Below are 25,685 nucleotides of genomic sequence, written 5' to 3'. Positions count from 1 at the left end.
GTTTGGCTTTGGGCAGTATGAAAGAAGGAATGCATGACATTTTAATTTTAGATGGCGGCATGGGGCGAGAGCTGAAAAAGACAGGTGCGCCCTTTAAGCAGCCAGAGTGGTCAGCACTGGCACTAATGCAAACACCAGAATTAGTAAGTGATGTGCACAAACGTTTTCTTGAAGCTGGTGCCTGCGTTATTACCACTAACGCCTATGCGCTTGTACCTTTTCATATTGGGGAAAATACATTTAGGGAGCAGGCTTTTACTCTCGCTCAGAATGCGGCCGAACTCGCTCGAGGCGCAGTAAACGCACTAAAGAGCGATGGTGACAAGAGGCGATTTGTCGCGGGTAGCGTTCCTCCAGCTTTTGGTTCTTACCGCCCGGATTTATTTGATGCGAGCCGTGTAGCCGACATTCTCACCCCGCTTATTAAAGCCCAGGAGCCCTACGTTGATGTTTGGTTGATTGAAACTGCAAGCTCGGTAGAAGAAGCTGAAGCCGTGGTATCACTTATAAAACAGCACTCTACACTGCCTTTATGGCTGTCATTTTCCGTTAGTAATCGAGAAACATCTAACGAGCCTGTGACATTGCGCTCTGGTGAGCCGCTAAGTGAGATAGCGCCAATATTGAGCGAAGTACAGAGCGTACTTTTCAATTGCTCGCAGCCGGAAGAGATGGAAGACGCTATTTCAATAACGCGAAGTTTAAATGCTTCGATTAATATTGGCGCTTATGCAAATAGCTTTTCTGAGAGAAAACGTACACACGCGGCCAACGCGCTACTTTCCGAAATACGTGACGATATAACCCCCGCCCGCTATGTTGAATACGTTAAGACTTGGGTAGCTGCTGGCGCAACTATCATCGGGGGCTGCTGTGGTATCGGCCCTGAGCATATTAAAGCCATCAGCGACGTTTTTGGTCAAAAAAGCACTAAATAGACGGGGCTAGCTTCACAGCGCAAAGTCCTGTGTTTCGCCCTTTTGTGGAATAAAACGCGGCATCGGTTCTGATGGATGGAGAGACGACAAAGTGCCCCGCTCAATTCGCTATCGATGTAGTGATTTTGGCACGCTGATATCTATTGTTCGACAAGGACTGGCCTTGGCCTACGTGCCTGACTTCATAGCAAAAAGCCATAACCTTACTAGCGTCGATGTATTAGGTTATAACTTTTATCATACGGAGCACTTCGAACTTGTTTACAAACCTAGCATGGCATCGGGATGGCTAAATCGGTTTGTCGACTCAGTTAAAAGCGCTATTTCGTAACAACATTTTTAGCCCCTTTGATCAGTGCTTCTCTGTCAATTTTATTAGGGACTTCCACTCCACGCCGTGCGGCTGGCCTCGCTTCAATACTGTTTTTCCAACGGGTTAAGTTGTCTAACCCTTCTATGCTTACACCAGACCATTCATAGGTACGCACCCAACACCAGTTCGCCATGTCAGCAATACTGTAGTCGTCGACCAAATACTCTCGATTTTCTAGCCTCCCATCAAGCACAGTAAATAGGCGGCGTACTTCGTTCTGATAACGTGCTATCGCCACTGGAATTTTTTCTTCTAGGTAGCGGTGGAACACATTAGCTTGGCCCATCATTGGGCCTATGCCTCCCATCTGAAACATGACCCACTGTAAAACCTGGCTTTTTCGCTTTGCGTCGGTGGGTAAAAACATACCGCTTTTTTCTGCGAGATAAATCATGATAGCGCCAGACTCAAACACGATGTGACCCTCGGCTTCTCTATCCACAATTACCGGAATACGGCCATTGGGGTTCATCGCCAAAAATTCAGGAGTTTTCTGCTCTCCCTTCATCAGGTTTACGGCATGGGCGGTGTATTCAAGCCCCATTTCTTCAAGCGCTACCGACGCTTTCCAACCGTTCGGTGTGGCTGCGGTATATAAATCTATCATTAGGCTCTTGCACTCTCTCTGTTACTTACCGCCTCATACCAGCGCGCCAGATTGACATGCTCGTCAGTCATACGAATTTTTACCACACGGGCGAAATCCATAGCGCATAACGCGGTTATATCAGCAATAGAAAAGGTGTCACCAGCAATAAACTCTTTAACACCAAGTCGACGCTCTAAAATGTTCAAATATTTCGACGCATTGATACCCGCTTCCTTACCAAATTCAGGAACTGGCGTCATACGATCTTTAAAGTAACCTGTAGTATGTTGAAAACACATACCAATTTGCATCATAAACGCGAACTCTACTTGTCGTTGCCACATAGAAATAGTCGCTTTTTCAACGGGCGTTGTTCCCATTAGCGGTGGCTCTGGCTGCAGTGCTTCAAAATACGTACAAATGGCATCGGTTTCGGCAATACAGGTGCCGTCATCAAGCTCTAAAATAGGTATCTTTCCCAGCGGGTTCTTCGCGCGCATTTCCGCAGTTAGATTTTCACCCTTTTGAATGTCGACCTGAACGTAGTCAACGTCAATGCCCTTCTCAGCCAAAAACATTCGTACTCGACGTGGGTTGGGCGCAGTCTTCGTTTCGTAGATTTTCATAATAATGATTACGGGCCTTATGGTGATTAGTCAGGAATTGTAATAACCCAAGATTAGTAACTGTGCAGTACGCTTTCAAATCACTCTGTATATGACTCATACTATTCAGCGCCTTTATGGTTATACCTCTGTATTTTTCGCAGATAATTAACCAGTTGCAGGTCTTGAACCAGCTCTATCTAGATGCTGCTACAGCGCTGTGAGTACTTTAAGACGCTTTATTTCATTGTCAGTAAAATGGGCAGATTGATACTCTTGCAGTGCTTTTTCTATTGCGTTTGAATCAAGAGATTGCTGAGCCAAGTTATCGCGGAATGTTTTGTATTCGGCAATTCTGTTTTGCCACTGAGCTTGTTGTGCCCATGTTTTGGAAAAGCGTTCTGCAACTTCGCTACCAAATTCAGCCGCCACTGCGTTATAGCGATCGTTAATAGTGCTGTGGTTGTTTTTTATTTCGTTTATTCGATGCATATTAAGCGTGGGCTGGAAGGCTTCACGTTCGGCAGAGTTTCCCGCTTTAATTGACTCGACGATAAGGGCCTTTCTCTCGTCTCTGGATAAGGTGTTTTCTTGGGCAACACTTAAACGTGCTAGCGCCGCCTCGTCTACCTGCGCTTCTTGACTAAACAGATAGTGGTATTCAGTATTATTAAAGTAAGTTCGTCTAATTTCCTCTCGCTCATCTAGCTTAAACGACACATCCTGCAAGCTGTGACTGGCAAGGTCGACGTCCAATTCAACCAAAGACAGCGCTACTTTGTAATCGACATACCGGGCAAATAAGTCGATTGCGTCACCTTGCGTGCTGAGTGTGAATACTTCATAAGCATGGGTTGTGTAGGCAAGTTTCACTGCTTGCGGCACTTCTGAGGTGCGTGCAAATACGAAGCGATCGAAAGCGTCTTTGGTCGAGTAATTGAGTTCAAAGGGAATGAGATCAGCTGCAATATCAGTGTCACTATCCCGATGACTACCTACATCAGTTACTTGATGTACTGCACCGCCTCCTTCTAACTCATATTCTCCGGCTTTCGCTTGTTCACCTAAGGATGAGCGTTGACTGAAAATTTCTGAATTAGAGGTTTGGGATTCAGACGCTAACTGGTTGTAAAGAATAGCACCGAATACTAAGAGGGCGAGCAGCCCTCCTAGTATTGGAAAAACACGGCGTAATTGACGCTTCTCCACTACAGTCCTAAGCCTTTCAGTCGGTTAGCCTGACGAACAAACACGTCAACTGGGTCGGTTTCAAACCAGTGCGTTATGCCAAAGCTCTGGTTGACTTCATCAAGGTGGTTCATTTTATAGTTGTCTTTAAGTACTTTGCCTAAATGAGAACTACAGGTCGATACTAGCCCATCGTTTGGCTCTTTGAATGCGGTGCCAGTAATAGCTAAGAATGGGTCAACTACATCAAGTGCATTGGTGTAAGTTCTGCCTCCGCTCCACGAGAAATAGTACACGCCATTTTCAGCCAACATTTTTCCATCGTTGCGGCAGTAGGCAGTAGGCATCCCTTCTGGATATTTTTGATTGAAAGCAACAGAGCCAGACGTAGACAATGAATTAAGCGCAGCGATTGAATCTGTAGGTTTGTCTCGCGGATCTGACCCAGAGGCAATCTCGATGATATTGGCGAACGCATTAAATACAACGCCCGCAGCACCCTCGCCCACTGAACCTTCAGAAAAAGCGTCTCGTAGTTCATCTGCCACTTTGCTTCCCCAGTTTACGCCGGCAACTGAACTTACCGAAGCAACCTTATCTGGGGCAACGCTTGCGGCGTAACGTGCCGTTGGACCACCGTGACTGTGTCCAATTAAATTCACTTTGTCAGCTCCTGATAGCGCCAAAACTTCATCAATATACTCGAGTAACTGTTCACCGCGGACTTCGGTCGAGTTTGCTGGTGAGACCTCTGCGATATAGACAACAGCGCCGTTTCGGCTAAGTTTGTGCGGTACCTTATAGAAATAATCAACAAATAAGATATCTTCGAACCCAAACAGACCGTGAACTAATACAATAGGGTGCTTGGTTTTTGCGTAGGTGCCAGCGTAGGCTTGGCCAGACAAGCCTAATGTCATACTGAACAAAGCTAATATAACGGCGAATTTACCGAGCCATGGTTTTGTAGAGCGTATTCTTATAGAGCGTAAGTGGTTATATAGTGTCATCGAGTGTGTCCCATAATTATGGTTATGTGTAGTCTGTGGTCAGACCTTTGTTATTATTATGTAAACACAATGTAAAGATCAACCTTTGTGTGAAATCTTTAATAAAGGCTTTTACTGTGTATAGGTAAGTTTTCGACGGAGTTAGTTACTATTAATCAGTTAATTCAGAAAGATAGCGTCAGGTATGAAGTATGTTAACCCATACCATTTTCACTATACATACAGGACATAAATAACACTTATAGTCGCTTATTTATGTTTGGAATATGTTTGAATGTAGTTTACGGCCAGGCTCGAAGTGGTTAGCCACTCTCCTTTAAGTGGGTTTAGCCTCATACCGACCTGATACTTAAGGGTAAACTCATTTCCAATCCAGCTTTTTAATTCGCTGGGCTTAACAAATTTCTTCCAGTCATGGGTTCCTATAGGTAAGTAGCGCATTACGTATTCCGCTCCCACTATGGCAACAACATAACTTTTCAGCGTGCGGTTCAGCGTTGCCAAAATCAGCAGGCCACCCGGCTTAACTAAACTTGCGCACTCTCGCATAAGCTGCTGCTGGTCAGGCACGTGCTCAACAACTTCGGCGTTAATTACCACATCATACTGCCGACCTTCTTCTACTACCTCGCTTGAAAGTTTATGCTGATAGTCTACTTTTACTCCCGTATTTTGAGCATGGCGCTTTGCCACTTCTACGCTCACTGCACTGGCATCTATACCCGTAACCTGCGCTCCCAGTTTGGCCAGCGGTTCACTTATAAGACCGCCACCGCTTCCGATATCAATGATTGATAATGCTGAATAGTCTGGCGGTAGGTTACCTCTGCCAAAATGAATCTCTATCTGTGCTTTTATAACGTTTAGTCGAGCACGATTAAATTCCAGCGCAGTTTTATATTTTCCTTGCGGGTCCCACCAAGACTCTGCCAGTGCGTCAAAGCGCGAAATTTCTTGTTCAGAAAAGTTACTGTCGCCTGTTTTTTTGCTTTTATCGAGCACGATTTTTTACCTTAAAACGTAGTTACCGTAGCGCTTTGTTGTTGACCCTTATCGAGCAGGGTCATAAGGTGGACAGATAAGGTTCTATTCACTCTAATTTCGCACTTGGCGGTTTGAATTAGTCATACCTGTTAAAATATACGTTGTAAGAGAGGGTTCTGATTTTGGCGAACGCAAAAAATGTCTATGGTCGACCGCTACAGCTATGCTGTGGAAATACTGGCTTTACGCGAGAAGGGTTTTGCTATGTACCAGACGCTGATGTGGGTAATCACAGCGTATGCGCGGTTGTAACTGACGAATTCCTTCAGTTTTCGCTACGACAAGGCAACGACCTCATCACGCCGTGGCCTAGTATGACATTTCCAGGCCTGTTAGCAGGCGACAGATGGTGTTTGTGTGCCGCTCGCTGGCTACAAGCCTATGAGGCAGGTGTAGCGCCGAAAGTACGCTTGGAAGCCACACATGAAAAAGCGTTAGACATTATTCCACTTTCACTGCTAGAAGAGTACGCGGCAGATTAATCTAAACCTGCCGCCTCGCCCTCGAATGCTTATATTCGCACTATTGCGCGAACATTGCTTGATTGAGCAGTGAAGTTCAATCTACTACTGAGGAGTACGAATAACCATAAGGCGTGTTTCAGACATATCTTCAATCGCATAGCGAATACCTTCGCGCCCTAGACCTGAGTCCTTCACGCCACCATAGGGCATGTTGTCCACCCGCCAGCTAGGTACATCTCCAATGACCACACCACCAACGTCAAGCACGTCCCATGCTTTGTGCGCTTTGTATATATCGCGGGTAAACACACCTGCTTGCAGTCCGTAGCGGCTGTTATTTACTTCTTCAAGCGCTTCGTCATAGTCATCGAATGGCACCAGAATAGATAGAGGGCCAAACGCTTCTTCGGCACTGGCATCACAATCCTTTGGTACATTTTCCATTACCGTAGCCTCAAGCATGGCGCCGTCTCGCGTTCCGCCGCATAGAATGGTGGCACCTTTCTCTTTTGCTTCTTCAATCCAGCCGTGAAGGCGCTCTGCCTCGCCTTCTGAGATCATAGGGCCAATAAAGGTGTCTTCATTAGACGGGTCGCCAGACACTAAGGCTTTCACTTTTTCTACATAGCGAGACTTAAATTCATCGTATATTTTGCTATGCACTAAAAGGCGCTGAACACTGATACAGCTTTGACCAGATTGGTAGTAAGCCCCAACAATTACGCGGTCGATAGCGTCTTCAATGTCAGCATCTTCATCAATTACACAGGCCGCATTACCGCCAAGCTCTAATACCACAGGTTTCTTTCCTGCTTTTGCTTTAAGCGCCCAGCCCACATCAGGTGAACCTGTGAAGCTAAGCAGCTTTAGTCTTTCATCAGTGGTGAATAAATCAGCGCCGTCACGGCTACAAGGTAGAATAGAAAATGCGCCTTTGGGTAAGTCGGTTTCAGCTAATACCTCTCCAATAATGAGCGCACCAATAGGAGTTCGCGAGGCAGGCTTTAGTACAAAAGTACAGCCTGCCGCGATTGCAGGCGCCACCTTGTGCGCAGCCAAATTCAGAGGAAAGTTAAACGGCGATATGAATGAACATGGGCCTATAGGGACTTTCTTGGTCATGCCCTGATAACCTTTGGCGCGCGCCGAGATTTCTAAATTCACCACCTCGCCGTTAATACGCACTGATTCTTCTGCCGCTATTTTGAAGGTATCGATAAGGCGGCTGACTTCGCCCTTAGCGTCTTTAATTGGCTTACCAGCCTCTATACAAAGCGCTTGTGCCAACTCATCGGCTCTTTCGGTAAAGCGCTTCACACAGTGCTCTAGCACCGCTTGTCTTTCGAAAGGAGCCATGGCGGCCATCGCAGGCTGCGCTTCTTCTGCTGCAGCAATGGCCTTATCGATGGTATCCGCATCGGCCATCGCCACCTTGGTTGCTACCTCTCCGGTGTATTTATTAGTCACGTCCAAGTCGGTATTGGCATAATGTGGCTCACTCGCTAAATAATAGGGATAGCTTTCCTTCAACATTTTTTACTCCTTACCTTTCTGTTACGTTTGGCTTAAAGCTTGGCGCTAAGCTCTTTAATCGTATGATTTAGTGTTTTGTCATTCATACTGTAATCAACTGGACAATCGATAATATGTACGCCTTTTGTGTTCAAACACTTATCAACTAAGTGAATAAGTACATCCGCGTCGTCAACTCTCCAGCCCTGCGCACCATAACTTTGCGCATATTTTACAAAGTTGGGATTACCATAATCTAAGCCAAACTCATCAAACTGCATGTTTGCTTGTTTCCACTTAATCATTCCGTACGCGTCATCACGCAAGATGATCACCACAAGGTCTAGCTTAAGCCTGACGGCGGTCTCAATTTCTTGGCTATTCATCATAAAGCCACCGTCACCACATACACTTAACACGGGCGCATCTGGGTTAACGAGTTTTGCAGCGATCGCTGAGGGCAAGCCAGCCCCCATCGACGCAAGCGCGTTATCCAGCAGCAGCGTGTTTGGGTGATAAGCCGGGTAGTTTCTTGCAAACCAAATTTTATAAACCCCGTTGTCTAAAGTGACGATACCATTGTCTGGCATCACCTTTCGTATGTCGCGTACTAAGCGTTCGGGTAAAATGGGGAACCGGTCGTCATCTTCTGCTTCAGCACGGTGGTCTACATAGGCTTGATGCACATCTTTGTAGAAGTCGAGTTTCCAACTGTCTTGGGGAGTAATGCCTTCTTTTATCTGCCAAATGCTATTAGCAATATCTCCAACTACTTCGAGTTGTGGGAAGTAAACAGGGTCTACTGCAGCCGAATCAAAGTTAACATGAATCACTTTTTTATCGTTGTGATGCATGAAGAATGGTGGCTTTTCTACCACATCGTGGCCTACGTTGATAATAAGGTCTGCACGCTCAATAGCTCTATGCACAAAATCGCCGTCAGACAATGCGGTGTTTCCTGCAAAACGAGGATCGCTTTCGTTCAGCACCCCTTTACCCATTTGAGTTGTAACAAACGGAATGCAGGTTTTATCAACAAACTCCCTTAGCATTTTTGCAGTAAGCTTTCTATTTGCGCCTGCGCCAATCAATAACAAAGGAGATTGAGCCTCTTCTATCATTGTGATGGCAGAAGCGATTGCTTTATATTCGGCGATGGGTCTACGCGTTCTACTGGGTGTTAAAAGCTGCGCATTCGTTTGCTCCGCTGCAATATCTTCAGGCAATTCTAAGTGCACTGCGCCAGGGCGCTCTTCTGACGCCAGTCGGAAAGCCTCTCGAACGGTAGAAGGTATTCGGTCTCCACTTACTATTTGATTGGTGAATTTGGTAATGGGCCGCATCATGTCCACGATATCGATAACTTGAAAGCGACCTTGCTTGCTGGTTTTGATTGGCTTTTGCCCCGTTATCATCAACATTGGCATCGCGCCTAACTGAGCATAGGCTGCGGGCGTAACTAAATTAGTGGCACCAGGCCCTAAGGTCGAAAGGCACACTCCCACTTTTCCGGTAAGCCTGCCGTAAGTAGCAGCCATAAAACCAGCACCTTGCTCGTGACGCGTCAGCACCAGCTTAATGGAGGACTCGCGCAACGACTCAAGTAAGTCTAGGTTTTCTTCGCCTGGGATACCAAAGACGTACTCCACGCCTTCTGCTTCTAACGCTTTCACAAATAAGTCGGACGCTTTCATGTGCTGCACGCTCCTTGTAATTTGAGCAGGAAATAAAGTTATTCTTAGTTGTGCTACGAAACAATGCTGCGAATGGGTTTACTGTGCGTAATAAAATGCCCGTAGCTAACGGGCATGTTAAAAAATAGTGTATAGGAGAGAAAAAGGAAGTCTAATCACTGATTATTATGCGCTTGTATGCGAGCAAAGAACCATCTTCGTTTTGAGACACATTGAATGTATATTCATTGTAGTCACTGCCAAACACTGTATCTTGCCCCAGCAACGTGTCTGGCTCACCCCGGTGACTGTAGTCGGGATGATTGGTACAAATGTCTTGGCAAAAGCTATCGGAAAAGCCAAATTGAGAAACCAATTGATCAGTATTGTTGCGACGTATACGAAAATGGATGTGGATAGCTCGGCTGCTGTACCAGCCGGGAAAACAGCTTTTTAGGTTTATTCTTCCGCTAGCATCTGTCACCGCAATACCTCTGAACCACTTCGCACGTAATGCATCCGCTTCATTTCCCGTGCAAAATGCCGAATTAAATCCTCTGGCATCGGCACTATCACTGGTATCTCCTGAATAAACGCCATCTACATCGCAATGCCATACTTCAATTTCATAACCCGATAGGGGATTGCAGGCTTCATCAATTAACTGCAGACACAACATCATCGGCAAACCTGTTTGCTCATATGATATGTCGTCAATATAGTCACTTTGAAAATAGCACGGGCCTTCCGTTTGAGAACCTGTGAGAGCCACACTGCATACAGAAGCAGTGTCAAATAAACTATCGTCTGGAAAATCTGATGTCATAGCTGACGTGCCACCGCTTGCCCAACCGTCAAAATCTTCTTCTGATCCTGCATTTGAGTCGGTGTCGTTATTGGAAGATGAGGAGTTAGATGTTGTGGAACTGTCAGAGGTGGAATTGGAACCTCCACACCCCCACAATCCGATAGCAATAGGAGCCAATGTAAGTCCTACCGCAGTTTTCATAAAGCGGCGTCGCTTGAGCGGCTTTTCCGTTAGTTTGTTTGATGTCATCGTATATTGCCCTTGGTTGTCTTTGCAAAAAAGACATTTAGCTAAAGGACAAGGTTCTCTTATTTACTCAAGATTTACGTAGCTTTACACAGTAAATAAGCAAAAGTGGAAAAAACGCAGGCATTTGGGTCACTAAACCTAGGTTATTCAGCACTCCATTCGGATAGCACCCTCTGTGTGACTTTATCTACTTCATGTTTGTTTTCGCTTATCCACCAGCGTTCCATGATACGGACATTTTTCTGATTGGCTTTATAAAATATGTCCGCGATGTCGCCAACAAATGGGATAAAACCTAAGCCAAAATCGATGGCTGAGTTTTTTACCATTTGAGCTATTAACGCTTTGGGCATACCCAATGATTTTCCCAGCCAAACTATTCGAAGTGAAACGAAGAGCATCAGCGCGTCACCGGCTCCTGGAATGAGGCCCACGATTGAATCCAAGCCTATTCTTATTGGGATAAAAGGGAGCTTTACAGCAGTATCCAGCAAGTTCGCCAGTTTTTGCGCTTTAAGTAGTGCCTTTGGTGCTTTTCCTTCCACGACCTTATCTCCCTTTTAATATAATAAATGCGCCACCAAGGGTGACTTCCCTATTGGTTTCTCTCGAAACGTTTACTGTCAGCTTTTCAAACGCTACTTTTCAGCGCCTAGCGCTCTTGCTAAGCCTGCACGCAAACCATTGTCCGATTCTACCGTCCAACCATGTAAATTTTCTTGCACTATGTCAAAGAGCACATCAATGTGTTCTTCATCACTGTTTAATGCCGCTATGTATTCATAGCGTTCACCACCAGCTTCCATAAAGTACTCGCGATTCTCTTCACCAATTTCTTCAATAGTTTCCAAGCAATCGGCTGAGAAGCCAGGGCACATAACCTGAATGGATTTCACCCCTTTTTCAGGTAAAGACTTTAACGTTTCATCTGTATACGGTTTCAACCACTCTTCTCGACCAAAACGAGATTGGAAGGTTGTCATATATTCGTCGTGTGAAAGGCCAAGTTTCTCGGCAAGCAAGCGCGACGTTTTGTGGCACTCGCAGTGATAGGGGTCACCATTCATTAAATAGCGCTTAGGAATACCGTGGTAAGACAAAATAAGCTTGTCCGCTTTTCCATGGGTTTCCCAATGCGCTTTTACTTTGTTCGCCAGCGCGGTAATGAAATTATCGCGGTCGTGATAGTGATTCACGAAGCGAAGTTCTGGGAGCCAACGGCGAGAGGTGAAATCCTTAGCGATAGCATCAAATGTGGAGCCAGTTGTCGACGCGCTGTATTGAGGGTAAAGCGGTAAAACGACGAGTTTGCGTACGCCTTTTTCCAACATGGACTCGATGGTATCACCAATGGCGGGCTTGCCGTAGCGCATGGCAAAATCAACAATTACGTCATCGCCATATTGGGCTTTACAGCGTTCAGCAATAGCTGATGCTTGCGCTTTAGTAATAGCCATAAGTGGAGAGCCTTCTTCAGTCCATACGGTGGAATAAGCCTCAGCAGAACGCTTAGGGCGAAAGTTTAAAATGATACCATTTAATACAAACCACCAAATCGCTTTAGGCACTTCCACAACCCGCGGGTCAGAAAGAAACTCTTTCAAATAAGGGCGTAACGCCTGCTTAGTTGGCGCTTCCGGTGTCCCCAAATTCGTTACCAGTACGCCAATTTTATCTGGTTGCCCGTGAGTAAAACCTTTGTTCGATTTGTATTTCATATATTCATAGTCCGAGAAGTACTGCGCTATATCCGTATTATACTGAATTACCTTAGATTATGATCTGCTATAACGCCAAAAAAGTGCGATTGCGTTAATAGATTTTGGACATTAAAAAAGCGACAGGTGTTCGAAAATACTTTTCAAAAACACATGCCGCTTTCTTAGTTTGCTGCCGCATTATGCGTGTGGCAGCCCGTAAAGCTATCTATTTAAGGCTGATAGTAAGTCGCTGCGCCCGGGCCTACCGGCATACCGAGTAGGAACACCCAAATGTAGAACAAAATTGTCCAACCTACGATAAACACCATTGAGTAAGGCAGCATCATGGCAATGAGCGTGCCCATTCCCAAGTCTTTCTTGTACCTTGCAGCCATGGCCAAGATGAGTCCGAAATAGCTCATCATAGGTGCGATAACGTTTGTGACTGAATCACCAATACGGTATGCAGCTTGAATCACTTCAGGCGCGTAACCTATGAGCATGAGCATTGGCACAAAAATAGGTGCTGTTACCGCCCATTGCGCTGATGCACTCCCTAGCGACAGGTTCACTACACCACACATCAATATGAACAGAACAAACACCGCTGGGCCATCTAACCCTGCCGCTTGTAACAACGCAGCACCTTTAACGGCTAATACTGTGCCTAGGTTTGTCCATTTGAAAAACGCAACAAACTGCGCAGCAAAGAACACTAGCGTAATGTAAAGACCCATTGCCCCCATGCTTTTAGACATGGCATCAATAACATCTTTGTCGTTCTTCATCGACTTGGTAACTTTACCGTAAACAAAGCCAGGAATAGCAAAGGTGATAAATATGAATGCAACAATGCCTTTAAGGAACGGAGAGCCCGCTACTTCACCTGTTTCTGGATGACGCAATATACCGTTTTCTGGCACTACCGTTAGCGCTAGTATCGCGCAAACAATAACAAACGATATACCTGCCCAACGCAGGCCTTTCTTTTCTAAATCCGTAGGCGCGTCCATTGATTGCTTGCCTAAATCTATGGAAGCATCAGCAGGGTCAAATTTACCGAGTCTCGGCTCAACAACCTTTTCGGTGACCAACGCTCCCATTGTGGCTACAACGAAGGTACTGATGAACATGAAGTACCAGTTTACTTCTGGGCCTACCATATAGTCGGGGTCAATCATGTGAGCAGCGGCTTCCGTGATACCCGACAACAGTGGGTCAACAGTTCCAAGCAGTAGGTTGGCGCTATAGCCAGCCGATACACCTGCAAACGCGGCGGCCAGACCCGCTAACGGGTGACGACCTAACGAGTGGAAAATCATCGCTGCCAGTGGAATAAGTACCACGTAGCCAAGCTCTGATGCTGTGTTTGAAATGATACCTGCGAAGACGATAGCAAAGGTCACGGCACGTTTAGAGGCATTCATCACCAATGCGCGCATAGCTGCCGACAAAAGGCCAGAATGTTCTGCTACCGATACACCAAGAAGCGCAACAAGTACGGTACCCAGCGGCGCAAAGCCTGTGAAATTGGTAACCAAGCCTGTCACTATTCGCTGCAAACCTTCTGCGCTCATCAGCGATATGACTTCAATCATACCGTCTTCTTCGCGCCCCTTTGCACCTATTGGGCGAGGGTCAGCTACAGCAATGTCAAAGTAACCAAGTATCCCACTAAGTAACACTATAAAAAGTGAAAGCAGAGCGAACAGCGTTACTGGATGTGGGAGCAGGTTTCCTAACCATTCCACCGTGGTGAGAAATCGCGAGAATAACCCACCTTGTCCGCCCCTATCATCGGCAGACACTGTATTTGTATTTTCCGTTGTCAAAATCTTCCCTCTGTCGTTTATTGACGTCTACCACACCAAGGTTAATGCTGGGAAGGCATCAACCTTGTACATAAATAGTGACGTGTTTTAATAATATTCAGGTGGTATTTTACCCGATTCTGTGAAAATTTGGCAGTAGGTAGGGTAAATGAAGGGTTAAGTCAGTGTATATTTTCCTAAAATTGCCCGGCTACACAGATGAAATATAACTCGCTATATCATACCTTTAGCCTTTTGAAAGGCGTAAAAAAACCAGTCTAAAAAGACTGGTTTTTAAAGCTTCAAATTACGGCTATTTAGTTACCGTTTGACTTGTTCATATACTTGAAGAAGTCGCTATCTGGTGCAATAACCATGACATCTTGTTTGCTGTTAAAGCTTTGCTTATACGCATCCATACTGCGCAGGAAGCTGTAAAAATCAGCGTTCTTTGAGTAAGCGTCAGCGTAAATTTGTGCCGCAATCGCATCACCTTCACCGCGAAGTTGTCGAGCATTACGCTCAGCATCAGCAAGCATTACCGTTACCTTAGCATCGATGTTCGCCTTAATGACTTCGGCTTGCTCTTGACCTTCTGAACGGTGCTCACGAGCTACGGCGGCACGCTCTGCGCGCATACGCTGGAAGATCGAGTTGCTCACCTCAGTAGGTAAGTTAATCTGCTTAACGCGTACGTCTACAATTTCAATACCAAGCTCGTCAGACGATGTAGAAGCTTGTTCCATTGCTTGGTTCATAAGCGCTGAACGCTCACCAGAAACGATTTGTGCAATAGTACGAGTACCAAACTCAGAACGTAGGCCGTTGTTTACTTTTTGCTTCAGTAGCGCTTCTGCTTGCAGCTTGTTGCCACCCGTTGATAGATAGTAACGTGCAAAGTCTTCTATGCGCCACTTAACATAAGAGTCAACAATCAGGTCTTTCTTCTCGCTTGTTACAAAGCGGTCTGGTGATCCATCTAACGTTTGAATTCGCGCATCAAGAACACGGACTGAATCGATAAATGGAAGTTTAAAGTGAAGGCCTGGTTCAAATACTTTTGTATCGCCGGTCGCATCGTCTCTTTGCACTTTACCAAACTGAATAACAATGGCGCGCTCGCCTTCTTTAACTGCAAACAGTGAGCCTGATGCAAGCATTACAAGAAGAACAAATACTGCAATTAACAAATTCTTCATTGTGCTTATCTCCCCTCTCTGTAGCTATCGCCACGCAAGCCCATACTTGGAGAGCTGTTGCGGCTGCGGCCGTTAGCATCAGTTACTGGTGCTTGTAAGCCTTCCAGTGTATTGCGAGTTTTCTTGTTATTAGTAGATTGCTGGCGTTCCATAATCTTATCTAAAGGCAAATACATCATGTTATTGCCGCCTTTACTATCAACCATGATCTTGCTGGTATTACCCAACACTTCTTCCATGGTCTCTAGATAAATACGCTCGCGAGTAACTTGAGGAGCACGCTCGTACTGAGGAAGCAACTCTTCAAAACGTGCCACTTCACCCTGCGCTTCTAACGTTACACGCTCTTTGTAGGCTTGCGCTTCTTCATTCATACGATTTACTTGACCACGCGCACGTGGCTCAATTTCTCTCGCATAAGCTTCAGCTTCACGAATGAAGCGCTGTTCATCTTCCTGTGCAGCAATGGCATCATCGAATGCATCTTTAACTTGCTCAGGTGGACGAGCATCACGGAAGTTCATATCGATAATGGAAACACCCATGTTGTAGGGTTCAATGATAGCTTGTAGCTCTTCCCAAACGCGCTGACGCGTTACCTCACGACCGTCAGTCAAAACATCATCCATCTTAGAGTGACCAACAACGTAGCGAATAGCACTATCAAGCGACTGGCTTAAGCTCTGCTCAGGGCTTTCAACGGCAAACGTCCAACGATACGGATCTACAACGCGAAATTGCATTTCCATTTGAACGCTTACCACGTTTTCGTCTTCTGTAAGCATAGAACCTGAAGATGACTGGTCGCGAATTGACTGAACATCTACAGGAATAACTGAATCAATAAACGTTGGTGCCCAACGAAGACCTGGTTCAACCTGCTCGTGATACTCACCAAAACGAAGGACTACGCCGCGCTCTGCTTCACGAATGGTGTAAAAGCCACTAATGAACCAAATTACGACAAGTAAACCTACAAGAATACCAGCACCAATACCGCCTAGGCTTTTGCCTGAGCCGCCACCGTTGCCACCTGACTTTCCAAACTTACCAAATAAGTTTTTAAACACATCGTCCAAATCTGGGGGACCTTGCTCTTTCCCACCGCGATTCTTCCACGGGTCGTTATTATTGCCACCCGGCTCATTCCAAGCCATGCTGATACTCCATAGATTACTGTTATATTTTTGAATTTCGCATGCTCAATGCAGTGACTAGCACTGACTAATGTCGCACAACATACTCTGATATTCCGTTTTCCAGACGCTTTTCAAGCCTGTTCCAGTCAGCGGCGGGCATTCTTACATCAACTACCCAGTCTCCCTGACTGTCGTATTCTTCACTAGCAATACAGTTTAGTTCGAACAACACGCCGCGCAATCGACTTTGTGCAGGCGGAATCTTCAACGTGTAATTCACCATGCTTTTACCTAAACATTCGGTTAAAGCTTGGCTCAATAATTCCGTTCCTTCGCCTGTTTGTGCAGATAGCCACACTCTAACAGGCACGCCTTCGTCGTTTCTTTCTATACGCGGTTGAACGTCGTCTAGTTTATCAATCTTATTACAGATTAGTAATTGTTGAATCTCTCCAGCTTCAATTTCTTCAAGTACATCATTAACTTCATCCATGGTTTCGCGATATTTTGCATCAGCAATATCAACCACATGGAGCAGTAAATCTGCTTCTTGAGTCTCTTGAAGAGTCGCTTTGAACGCAGCAACTAAGTCGTGGGGAAGATGACGAATAAAACCAACCGTGTCGGCCAAAATAGCGGGACCAACATCTTTTAACTCGATTTTACGTAACGTTGGGTCCAGCGTTGCAAACAGCTGATCGGCAGCGTAAACGTGTGAGTCGGTAATGGTGTTAAACAGCGTCGATTTTCCCGCATTCGTATAGCCAACTAAGGATACCGTTGGAATTTCAGCGCGTTTGCGCGAGCGACGACCCTGCTCGCGTTGCTTTTGCACTTTCTCCAATCGACGAAGAATGGCTTTAATACGTCCACGAAGCAATCGACGGTCAGTTTCTAGCTGTGTCTCACCTGGACCGCGAAGACCAATACCACCTTTTTGACGCTCGAGGTGGGTCCATCCTCTGATAAGACGGGTTGAGATATGCCTCAACTGGGCTAGTTCGACCTGGAGCTTACCCTCATGTGTTCTTGCGCGCTGCGCAAAAATGTCGAGAATTAGCCCGGTTCTATCTAACACCCGGCATTTACACACCGCTTCTAAATTTCGCTCCTGAGAAGGAGAAAGCGCGTGGTTGAAAATAACAACGTTAGCATCATGTGCTTTAACCGCTGCTGCTATTTCCTCTGCCTTACCTGATCCGACAAAAAACTTAGCATGAGGCGCACTGCGTGACGTCGTAATAACCTCTACCGCATTCACCCCTGCTGAAGACACAAGCAATTCAAGCTCACCTAAGTCTTCTTTACTGTTCTCGTCGGAAAAATTAACATGAACAAGTACAGCCTGTTCACCGGCTTCATAACGGTCAAACAAGCGCGTTACCTTTTAATTTATTCACCTTTAGTATTTTCAGAATCTCCTGCGCTAGGCATAGTGATAGCGCGTGCTGGAACAACAGTAGAAATTGCGTGCTTATACACCATTTGGCTTACTGTGTTCTTCAGTAAAATAACGAACTGGTCGAATGACTCAACCTGTCCCTGAAGTTTAATACCATTTACCAGATAAATTGATACTGGAATACGTTCCTTACGCAAAGCGTTCAAGAATGGGTCTTGTAATGATTGCCCTTTAGCCATTTGATATCCTTAGTTTTTATTATTCGTGATAGAAATTTCACTATCACCGCACGTCTAATGTATACCACACTCAAACATTTAAAGTGTGACTTTCGCTGTAATTTTAGTCAAATTATCGTTAGCAAATGTGTCTAGCCATGTAACCTGCTCCCAGCCCCGTAACCACGTAAGCTGACGCTTGGCAAGCTGCCTTGTAGCGATAATGCCTCTCTCACGCATTTCTGCATAACTCAGTTGGCCGTCTAGATACTGCCACATTTGTCTATACCCTACTGAACGTATAGAAGGTAAATCTTCATGAAGATCACTGCGCTCATAGAGTTTTAATACTTCTTGCTCGAAACCTGCTTCCAACATCATGTCGAAGCGAGTCGCGATACGTTCGTGCAACACTGCCCTGTCAGCGGGCGCTATGGCAAATTGTGCAATATTATAAGGGCACCTTTCCCCCTCTTGCTGTTGCCAATGTGTCAACGTCTTGCCAGTACTTCTATACACCTCTAGTGCACGGGTTATTCGCTGAGGATCATTAGGGTGAATTCTCTCACCACTAATTGGGTCTACACCACGTAATTCATCGTGTAATTTAGACCAACCCAAGCGTTGTGCCTGCTGTGTTATTTCATCCCGTACCTTTTCATCTGACTTAGGTAGTGGCGAAATTCCATTTATCAAGGCATTAAAGTACATCATTGTACCGCCAGCCAAAATTGGCACTTTGCCGCGAGATAAAATATCGCCAATCAGCGCATTGGTATCGTTTACAAATTGCGACACCGAATAACTTTCAGCAGGGTCGATAATATCAATTAGGTGATGCACTACACCTGCTTGCTCGTCCTGCGAAGGTTTTGCTGTGCCAATATCCATGCCTTTATATACAAGGGCCGAATCAACACTAATTACTTCACTGTCAACCTTAGCCGCTATATCTAGCGCCAGACCGGTTTTACCCGATGCTGTGGGTCCCATAATTGCAATTACAGGCAATGCAGAATTTATGCCATTGGACACTTTATTCTCCCCATACATCTAGCACTAAATTTAAGGGGCGCACTTTACCAAATTGCTCAATAATTTCCCATTGTTTCGCTTCGCTTTGCTGATCCAACCAGTACCAGAGCGTATTCAATACCTCGTCGTCTAGCACGAGTTCATTTAAAGTCAGTGATTTCATCGCTGCTTCAAGCGAATTTACTTCACCTGCACCTTCAATGGATAAAAAGAATTCAAACCATTTTAACCAAGGTAAATGCCGTGTTCCCGCTGGCACTTGCTGCAAGCGGTATTTACCCGCTACTTTGTTCACCTCAAAATGCGATGCGTTTAGTAACTCAACAAGGTTTTCATCGACGTTTTCTAGTGAGACTGCCACAGGCATCAAAAGCGGTTGACCATGCTCTGCTTTTAAAAATAGTTCGCTTAACCAGATACTTGCAACTTTAGTTGCAAAAAGAAGGTAGATTTTTTCTGACTTTGGGTAAATTCGGCACGAGGGAGAGAGATTAACGTGACCATTCACCCGCTGTTCACCGCTACCACTATCAACAATGGCACTATTTGGCGTCATCAAAGCGTTATAGCTAGATTGATATGCAGCGCTTGGTCCTCGGCTTTGTCCTCTTCCTTGCAACGACGTCGCGCCACCGCTACCACTAAAACTTCCCGCTGATGGCGATTTCGCGTTACCAAGGTATTGACCACGACTTTGCATCGAATTTTGCGAATATGCCCCCGATGGATAATGAGAGTTTTCATTAAATGTGCGATCGTTATCAGGCGTTTGCTCTTGCAAGGGCCTGATATAGTCGTGTTCTACCTGAGATGACATAAAGCCTGAGCCAGAAGGGTGGTTTGCGTCCATTCCTGATAACGGCTGTTCATCGGTCATGGCGTGCAGCGCATCACTCACGGTTTTACAGATAAAGTCGTGTACCAATCTGCCTTGTTGAAACCTCACCTCATGCTTGGCGGGATGAACATTTACATCCACATCTTTAGGGTTAACCGTTAAGTACACCACAAAGCTTGGTTGCTCCACCACACCCCAAACGCTTTCGTACGCTTGGCGAATAGCGTGCATAATAAGCTTATCTCGCATGCCTCTGCCGTTAACAAAACTGAACTGGCAATCATTACTGCTGCGAAGCATGGCCTCATTACCTAGCCAAGCATCAATGTGAAGACCTTCATACTCAGTACTAATATGTACGGCGTTTTGAACAAACTTTTGTCCAACCACAGCACCAATTCGGGTGGCTAAACTGCCTGCTTTGTCGGCGATAAAGCGCTTTACTACTTTATCGTTGTGTTTTAAAACAAATGAAACCTTGGGATAGCTCAGTGCTATGCGTTTTATGACTTCTTCAATATGCTGAAATTCGGTTTTTTCGGTGCGTAAAAACTTACGTCTTGCTGGCGTGTTGTAAAACAGATCTGCCACGTCAATTGTGGTGCCAACAGGGTGGGCCGCTGGCTGGATATTTACCGCCATCTCCCTGCCCTCACAATAGGCCTGCCACGCCTCACCTTGAGACTGAGTGCGCGAGGTCAATGTTAATCGACTTACCGAGCTAATACTGGCCAGCGCTTCTCCACGAAAGCCAAGGGATAAAATATGTTCTAGGTCATCAAGGGTGGTGATTTTGCTGGTTGCATGGCGACTTAATGCCAGCTGCAGTTCACTTTTGACAATGCCTGACCCATTGTCTTTTATTCGAATGCGTTTGTGGCCACCTTTTTCAATATCGACTTCTATTTTGGTGGCACCAGCATCAAGGCTGTTTTCTAGTAATTCTTTAACCACAGACGCGGGGCGCTCAACCACTTCACCAGCGGCAATCTGGTTTGCAAGTTGGGGAGATAAAAGCTGTATAGGCAAAGGACTACCCTATGATATTAACTATATGGATTCGTGGCGATACGACATGTAAGTGCAATGAGTGCTGAAAAAGCCGATGAAACAAAACCTAGGTTTAGGTTCTCGGAATATTTAGTACCTGCCCTACGCGTACAACATCACTTGAAAGATCATTCGCTGCTTTGATGCTGCTTACTTTTACATTGTAACGCTGTGCTAATAACGAGAGCGACTCGCCGCTTCTTACTTTGTGCGTTCGGTTGTTCGCCCTTTCTTGTGCCCACAGTGTACCATCAGGCGGAACTTGCTTGAAGTAACGCTTAGTCGCATTAAACATGGCATTCGCTAAGCGTTCGCGATGTTTAGACCAGTTCAGATTCTTCTCTTCTTGCGGATTAGAAATGAAACCAACTTCGACCAAAATAGAGGGGATGTCAGGCGCGGTCAAAACTGCAAAACTGGCGGCTTGTGGTTTTCTTTTATGCAGACTGGTCACCTGCTTTAGCTCTTCAACCACCTTATTACCTAAATCGTGGCTGGTCGCCATGCTGTGATCCATCGATAAACCCAGTATGGTTTCAGTAAGATATCGCTCGCTTGATTTATCATTGATCACTTCAGCTGCCCCACCGAGTAATTCAGAGTGACGTTCAGATTTCTCTAGCCAGCGGCCTAATTCAGTGTCTGCTCTTCGCATTGATAGTACCCACACCGAACCACCTCGCGGTTGAGGCTGGCTAAACGCATCGGCGTGGATGGATATAAGCAAATCGGCTTTTTTCTCGCGCGCAATTTCAGGACGTCGATTCGGAGAGACATAATAATCATCGCCACGAGTCATGATGGCGCGCATACCTCGCTCCCGGTTTATCATGTCTTCCAACTTTTTGGCGATACTCAGGGTGATGTGCTTTTCATAGGTACCAGCCGGACCGATTGAACCTGGGTCATGTCCACCATGCCCGGCGTCGATGGCGACGATAATGTCTCGGTCTCGGGCGCTGGTAGAATCATCAATAACGACAGAGCCAGTTAATGCTGACGCTGATAACGTTGGCGACGGCTTCGGCGCGCTATCTGGTAAATCGACAACCAGCCTGTGTCCGTAAGCACCATCGGGGGTTACTGCAAATAACGAAGGCTTTGTATTTCTATTGAGCTCAACAACCACTCTGGCAGATGATTTGTTTTTCGGTGTGGAGTAGCGCAGCTTTTTAATCAAATCACCGCTGTCTTCAATGCCAGAAAGCTTAGCGGTGTCGCTGGTGTTATTAAGATCGATGACAAGCCGAAGCGGATTTTTGAGCGTAAAATAGGTGAACTCTGGCGCTGATTTCATATCGAAAACAACGCGCGTATTGTCCGGCGACGGCCATATCCTAACCCCGTCGATGTTATTTTGCGCACCGTGTGCGAAATGCACGACGAAACACAATAATAATACCGAAACTATACTGCGCACCATAATTAGCCTTTCTGTTATTGTTATGCTGCTCTCGTCAACTCCGGAGCGGCTATTTATTCAGTTTTTCTTTCATTTCGCATTTGCGCTAAACGCGCTTGCATTGCTGAAGCAGCTTAGCACCGTGGGCACTTTTTGCTTCCAAATTAAACTGCCTACCTGATGGCGTAATATTTATACTAATCACTAAGTCTGGGGATGCCAAGTATTCGCCCCCTTTTTCCGACCATTCAATAAGCGCAACAGCCCCCGAACCAAAATAGTCGCGAATTCCCATGAACTCTAACTCTTCTGGGTCGGCTAAGCGATACAGGTCGAAGTGATAGATATTGACGCCGTCCAACTCATAAGGTTCAACCAATGTATAGGTTGGACTTTTAACGCTACCTGAATGACCTAAAGATTGAATGAAATATCGGCTAAATGTCGTTTTCCCTGCACCTAAGTCACCGTTTAAATAAATAACAGCATCGGTAGGGAGTTGACTCGAAACGGCCTGCGCTAAATCTCTGGCAAGCTGCGCTGTATCATCTACTTCATTAGCAAAAAAAGAGGTATGCGGGTAAGACATCAACAATATTCCACAGTAATAGAAAGCCGAATAATACCAATCCACATAGATAATGGCCCACTCAGAAGGCGCTGGGTGAGTTAGGTTCTATGCGGACTGGTGTAACACAGTAGATGCCTGCCCGTTCAAGACAAAACCACGCTAACTAGTGGTTTATAAGCGCACGTACTGCGTCAAACAAATCGCTCGCTATCATACCACGTTGACCATACAGTTGGGCAATATCATCGCCAGCCTTAGCATGAAGCACTACACCATATTTCGCTGCAATATCTGTTTCTACACCTTGCGCGAGCAACGCACCCAATATTCCGCTTAATACATCACCACTTCCTGCTGTAGCCATACCGGGATTACCGTGACGGCAAACCCAGGTTTTCTTTTCATTGTCGATAAGCGTGCCCGCCCCTTTTAACACACAGACCGCATGGTATCGCTGTGAGCACTGCCTTGCGTAGTTAAAACGGTCGCTTTCTACATCATCAATAGAAACACCGAGTAAACGGGCAGCTTCGCCAGCGTGAGGGGTTAAAATACTGTCAGACAAGGTGTACGCGGTTGACTGCTGACACAACAGATTTAGCGCGTCAGCATCAATGACCACAGGCTTATTTTGGCTTTGACAGTGCTTCATGGTGGTTTCAAATGCGCTTTCTGCCCATTCATCTTGCCCTAGACCCGGTCCAATAACTACACAGGTTGCCCAAGCTAATGCATCTTCCAAATTAAAGTCGGTAACCATGAGTTCAGGTCTGCCTGCACTGACCTGAACGACCGACGACTCATGAGTATACACGCGTACCATGCCCGCACCACTTCTCAGTGCGGCTTCACTGGCGAGTCGAATGGCACCTGCGGTTCCGCGGTTACCACCAATGCACAACAGTCGACCGTAAGTCCCTTTATGACTGTTAATCTCCCGTGGCCCCATACCTTTAAAGTGGTCGATATTTAGCATGGTCGCGCTCGCTTTAGCTAATGCTTGGAACGCTTTGCCGATACCCAAGTCCGCATACACTAACTTACCGCAAGATTGTTTACCCGCACCAGTAACAAGCCCCGGCTTAATGCCCACAAAAGTAACGGTGATATCAGCCTGAACACATCGCCCCAGGCTCTGTCCTGTATTTGCATCAAGCCCTGACGGCACATCAACGCTTACCACCGGTGTTGATGACGTATTCACCGCATCAATGATGTCTGCAAACTCATTGCGAATATAGCTATTAATACCTGTACCAAGAAGCGCATCAATCACTACATCAGACTTCTCGAGGAGCGCAGCGTCAAACCCATTGATACTGCCACCTGAATCGAGCCAGCGCTGCTGTGCTTTGCCAGCATCACCTTCCAGCGTACGTTCAGGCTCAACCGCACATAAATGCACTTGTTTACCCGCAAGTTTTGCGTTTATTGCTGCAATGTAGCCGTCACCCGCGTTGTTACCTTGCCCCACCAGCACTAAGTAAACGTCAGAGTTTGGCATAAGCTCAAGACACTGCTTAAATACCACGTCGCCGGCTCGTTGCATCAAGGTGAACATATCGCAGCCCGAGTCCGCGGCGGCTTGTCCCTCATTTTCCCTAACCTGATCGGCCCGAAATAATTTGTATGATAAACTTGACGTTAATTGAGTATCTAGCATGAGCACATGTCCGAATTTAGTTCTATCGACCTTGTTGAATTAACCAACAATATCAAGGCTTGGGGTACAGCGCTAGGCTTTCAGCAGGTTGGCATCAGCGATATTGATCTACATCAGCACGAGGCACACCTTCAGGAATGGTTAGACAATGGGTATCACGGTGACATGGCCTTTATGGAAAGTCATGGGATGAAGCGTGCCCGGCCTGATGAGTTGGTCCCAGGGACATTACGGGTTATCAGCGTTCGCATGAACTACTTACCTCCTGACGCCTCGTTTGCTAAGCATTTAAAAAAGCCAGAAATAGGATACATCAGCCGCTATGCATTGGGCCGTGACTACCACAAAGTGCTGCGCAAACGTCTGAAGCAATTAGGTGAGAAAATCACCGCATCCCTGGCACATACCCAATATCGCCCGTTTGTAGACTCAGCCCCCGTATTGGAACACGCTATTGCTGAAAAAGCGGGTATTGGCTGGACGGGGAAACACAGCCTGACACTCAACAAAGAAGCCGGCTCTTGGTTCTTCTTAGGTGAGCTGTTCATCAATTTGCCATTACCCACTGACTCACCAATTGAAGAGGGTTGCGGCACCTGCACGGCGTGTCTAACCATCTGCCCGACCAATGCAATTGTTGCGCCTTATAAAGTAGATGCCCGTCGCTGTATTTCCTATCTCACCATTGAATCAGACAAAGATATTCCCGAGGGTTTACGCCCCATGATGGGCAATCGCATTTATGGCTGTGACGATTGCCAACTTGTTTGCCCTTGGAATCGCTTTGCCGATGTCACCAGTGAAGAAGATTTCCACCCACGACAAGTGCTTCACGGCCAAAGTCTCAATGCGCTTTTCGGCTGGTCTGAAGAAACCTTTTTACGCAATACGGAAGGCTCTCCCATCAGGCGGATTGGCTTTGAGAAGTGGCAGCGTAATATTGCCGTTGCGTTAGGAAACGCTCCGTATGATGAACAAAGCATTCTGCTTTTGAAAGAAAGACGAGGGAGCGTGAGTGACTTGGTGGACAGACATATTGATTGGGCCCTTAAGCGGCAGCAAGAGAAGCAACAAGCGTCTGATGCAAAAAACAGGCAGCAAGCGCGGCTCATTCGCGTAATTGAGAAAGGCTTACCAAGAGACGCTTAACGCAGTACACGCTTGAATAAGGCATACCGAGAATTCATTTAGTTTAGCTATATAG

24 protein-coding genes are annotated in these 25,685 nt (G+C 46.1%); 4 read left to right on the top strand and 20 right to left on the bottom strand.

The window, feature by feature from the left end:
* Positions 1 to 17 precede the first annotated feature (17 nt).
* Together RJ41_RS13830 and RJ41_RS13825 are read left to right on the top strand one after the other, a co-directional pair.
* Positions 18 to 938, top strand: a complete 921-nt coding sequence (locus RJ41_RS13830) for a homocysteine S-methyltransferase family protein (RefSeq protein ID WP_039221845.1) — start codon at positions 18 to 20, stop codon at positions 936 to 938.
* A 91-nt stretch (positions 939 to 1,029) separates the two neighbouring features.
* Positions 1,030 to 1,269 carry a hypothetical protein gene (locus RJ41_RS13825; RefSeq protein ID WP_052235473.1) on the top strand — a complete coding sequence of 80 codons (240 nt, stop codon included), beginning with the start codon at positions 1,030 to 1,032 and terminating at the stop codon, positions 1,267 to 1,269.
* On the opposite strand, the gene RJ41_RS13820 is transcribed toward RJ41_RS13825, so the two are convergent.
* The 5 genes from RJ41_RS13820 to ubiG form a co-directional block, all read right to left on the bottom strand.
* A complete protein-coding gene (locus RJ41_RS13820) occupies positions 1,259 to 1,918 on the bottom strand; it encodes a glutathione S-transferase family protein (RefSeq protein ID WP_039221842.1) in 660 nt (219 codons plus the stop codon). The genes RJ41_RS13825 and RJ41_RS13820 overlap by 11 nt on opposite strands.
* A complete protein-coding gene (locus RJ41_RS13815; protein ID WP_039221839.1) occupies positions 1,918 to 2,526 on the bottom strand; it encodes a glutathione S-transferase family protein in 609 nt (202 codons plus the stop codon). The genes RJ41_RS13820 and RJ41_RS13815 overlap by 1 nt, the downstream gene beginning before the upstream one ends.
* 189 nt (positions 2,527 to 2,715) lie before the next feature.
* Positions 2,716 to 3,714 carry a lipase secretion chaperone gene (locus RJ41_RS13810; RefSeq protein ID WP_039221837.1) on the bottom strand — a complete coding sequence of 333 codons (999 nt, stop codon included), beginning with the start codon at positions 3,712 to 3,714 and terminating at the stop codon, positions 2,716 to 2,718.
* Positions 3,714 to 4,703 (bottom strand): esterase/lipase family protein, encoded by a 990-nt coding sequence (locus RJ41_RS13805; RefSeq protein WP_039221834.1) that lies wholly within the window; start codon positions 4,701 to 4,703, stop codon positions 3,714 to 3,716. Before RJ41_RS13805 ends, RJ41_RS13810 begins: the two co-directional genes overlap by 1 nt.
* A gap of 249 nt (positions 4,704 to 4,952) precedes the next feature.
* Complete coding sequence (ubiG, locus tag RJ41_RS13800; protein WP_039221832.1) at positions 4,953 to 5,705, bottom strand: bifunctional 2-polyprenyl-6-hydroxyphenol methylase/3-demethylubiquinol 3-O-methyltransferase UbiG; 753 nt, start codon at positions 5,703 to 5,705, stop codon at positions 4,953 to 4,955.
* 164 nt (positions 5,706 to 5,869) lie between these two features.
* On the opposite strand from ubiG, the gene RJ41_RS13795 reads away from it, so the two are divergent.
* Entirely contained in the window at positions 5,870 to 6,229 is a 360-nt protein-coding gene (locus RJ41_RS13795; RefSeq protein ID WP_014951082.1) for a DUF2237 family protein, read from the top strand.
* An 84-nt stretch (positions 6,230 to 6,313) separates the two neighbouring features.
* Here the strand turns inward: RJ41_RS13795 and RJ41_RS13790 are convergent, their stop codons facing one another.
* From RJ41_RS13790 to RJ41_RS13720, 15 genes are all read right to left on the bottom strand, one after another.
* Positions 6,314 to 7,744, bottom strand: a complete 1,431-nt coding sequence (locus RJ41_RS13790) for an aldehyde dehydrogenase family protein (protein ID WP_039221826.1) — start codon at positions 7,742 to 7,744, stop codon at positions 6,314 to 6,316.
* A gap of 32 nt (positions 7,745 to 7,776) precedes the next feature.
* Positions 7,777 to 9,417 carry an acetolactate synthase large subunit gene (locus tag RJ41_RS13785; RefSeq protein ID WP_039221823.1) on the bottom strand — a complete coding sequence of 547 codons (1,641 nt, stop codon included), beginning with the start codon at positions 9,415 to 9,417 and terminating at the stop codon, positions 7,777 to 7,779.
* A 151-nt stretch (positions 9,418 to 9,568) separates the two neighbouring features.
* Positions 9,569 to 10,453 carry a dioxygenase family protein gene (locus RJ41_RS13780; protein WP_039221819.1) on the bottom strand — a complete coding sequence of 295 codons (885 nt, stop codon included), beginning with the start codon at positions 10,451 to 10,453 and terminating at the stop codon, positions 9,569 to 9,571.
* 143 nt (positions 10,454 to 10,596) lie between these two features.
* Positions 10,597 to 10,998 (bottom strand): DUF4112 domain-containing protein, encoded by a 402-nt coding sequence (locus RJ41_RS13775; protein ID WP_039221816.1) that lies wholly within the window; start codon positions 10,996 to 10,998, stop codon positions 10,597 to 10,599.
* Positions 10,999 to 11,091: 93 nt separating this feature from the next.
* Positions 11,092 to 12,171 (bottom strand): ferrochelatase, encoded by a 1,080-nt coding sequence (hemH, locus tag RJ41_RS13770; protein WP_039221813.1) that lies wholly within the window; start codon positions 12,169 to 12,171, stop codon positions 11,092 to 11,094.
* Positions 12,172 to 12,383: 212 nt separating this feature from the next.
* Positions 12,384 to 13,985 carry an AbgT family transporter gene (locus RJ41_RS13765; protein ID WP_420805511.1) on the bottom strand — a complete coding sequence of 534 codons (1,602 nt, stop codon included), beginning with the start codon at positions 13,983 to 13,985 and terminating at the stop codon, positions 12,384 to 12,386.
* A gap of 296 nt (positions 13,986 to 14,281) precedes the next feature.
* Entirely contained in the window at positions 14,282 to 15,163 is an 882-nt protein-coding gene (hflC, locus tag RJ41_RS13760; RefSeq protein ID WP_039221808.1) for a protease modulator HflC, read from the bottom strand.
* 5 nt (positions 15,164 to 15,168) lie between these two features.
* Positions 15,169 to 16,320: an FtsH protease activity modulator HflK gene (gene hflK, locus RJ41_RS13755; RefSeq protein WP_039221806.1), complete on the bottom strand. Its 1,152-nt coding sequence runs from the start codon at positions 16,318 to 16,320 to the stop codon at positions 15,169 to 15,171.
* 67 nt (positions 16,321 to 16,387) lie between these two features.
* On the bottom strand, positions 16,388 to 17,677 hold the full coding sequence (hflX, locus tag RJ41_RS13750) for a ribosome rescue GTPase HflX (protein WP_039221803.1): 1,290 nt from the start codon (positions 17,675 to 17,677) through the stop codon (positions 16,388 to 16,390).
* A 17-nt stretch (positions 17,678 to 17,694) separates the two neighbouring features.
* Positions 17,695 to 17,943, bottom strand: coding sequence for an RNA chaperone Hfq (gene hfq / locus RJ41_RS13745; protein WP_014951092.1), 249 nt, complete (start codon positions 17,941 to 17,943; stop codon positions 17,695 to 17,697).
* Positions 17,944 to 18,021: 78 nt separating this feature from the next.
* The gene (gene miaA / locus RJ41_RS13740) at positions 18,022 to 18,975 is read right to left on the bottom strand and encodes a tRNA (adenosine(37)-N6)-dimethylallyltransferase MiaA (RefSeq protein ID WP_167334071.1); all 954 of its coding nucleotides are present in this window, start codon (positions 18,973 to 18,975) and stop codon (positions 18,022 to 18,024) included.
* Positions 18,959 to 20,824 (bottom strand): DNA mismatch repair endonuclease MutL, encoded by a 1,866-nt coding sequence (mutL, locus tag RJ41_RS13735; protein WP_039221798.1) that lies wholly within the window; start codon positions 20,822 to 20,824, stop codon positions 18,959 to 18,961. The genes miaA and mutL overlap by 17 nt, the downstream gene beginning before the upstream one ends.
* Positions 20,825 to 20,918: 94 nt before the next feature.
* Entirely contained in the window at positions 20,919 to 22,268 is a 1,350-nt protein-coding gene (locus RJ41_RS13730; protein WP_039221795.1) for an N-acetylmuramoyl-L-alanine amidase, read from the bottom strand.
* 85 nt (positions 22,269 to 22,353) lie between these two features.
* On the bottom strand, positions 22,354 to 22,836 hold the full coding sequence (gene tsaE, locus RJ41_RS13725; protein WP_039221791.1) for a tRNA (adenosine(37)-N6)-threonylcarbamoyltransferase complex ATPase subunit type 1 TsaE: 483 nt from the start codon (positions 22,834 to 22,836) through the stop codon (positions 22,354 to 22,356).
* A 145-nt stretch (positions 22,837 to 22,981) separates the two neighbouring features.
* Positions 22,982 to 24,481, bottom strand: a complete 1,500-nt coding sequence (locus RJ41_RS13720) for a bifunctional ADP-dependent NAD(P)H-hydrate dehydratase/NAD(P)H-hydrate epimerase (protein WP_039221788.1) — start codon at positions 24,479 to 24,481, stop codon at positions 22,982 to 22,984.
* 6 nt (positions 24,482 to 24,487) lie between these two features.
* Between RJ41_RS13720 and queG the strand changes: the two genes are divergently transcribed.
* On the top strand, positions 24,488 to 25,630 hold the full coding sequence (queG, locus tag RJ41_RS13715) for a tRNA epoxyqueuosine(34) reductase QueG (protein ID WP_039221785.1): 1,143 nt from the start codon (positions 24,488 to 24,490) through the stop codon (positions 25,628 to 25,630).
* Positions 25,631 to 25,685: the final 55 nt, after the last annotated feature.

This window comes from Alteromonas marina (assembly GCF_000808575.1).
Taxonomy (GTDB): domain Bacteria; phylum Pseudomonadota; class Gammaproteobacteria; order Enterobacterales; family Alteromonadaceae; genus Alteromonas; species Alteromonas marina_A.
Note: the sequence above shows the minus strand (reverse complement) of the source record. Positions and strands in the feature narration are given on the sequence as shown.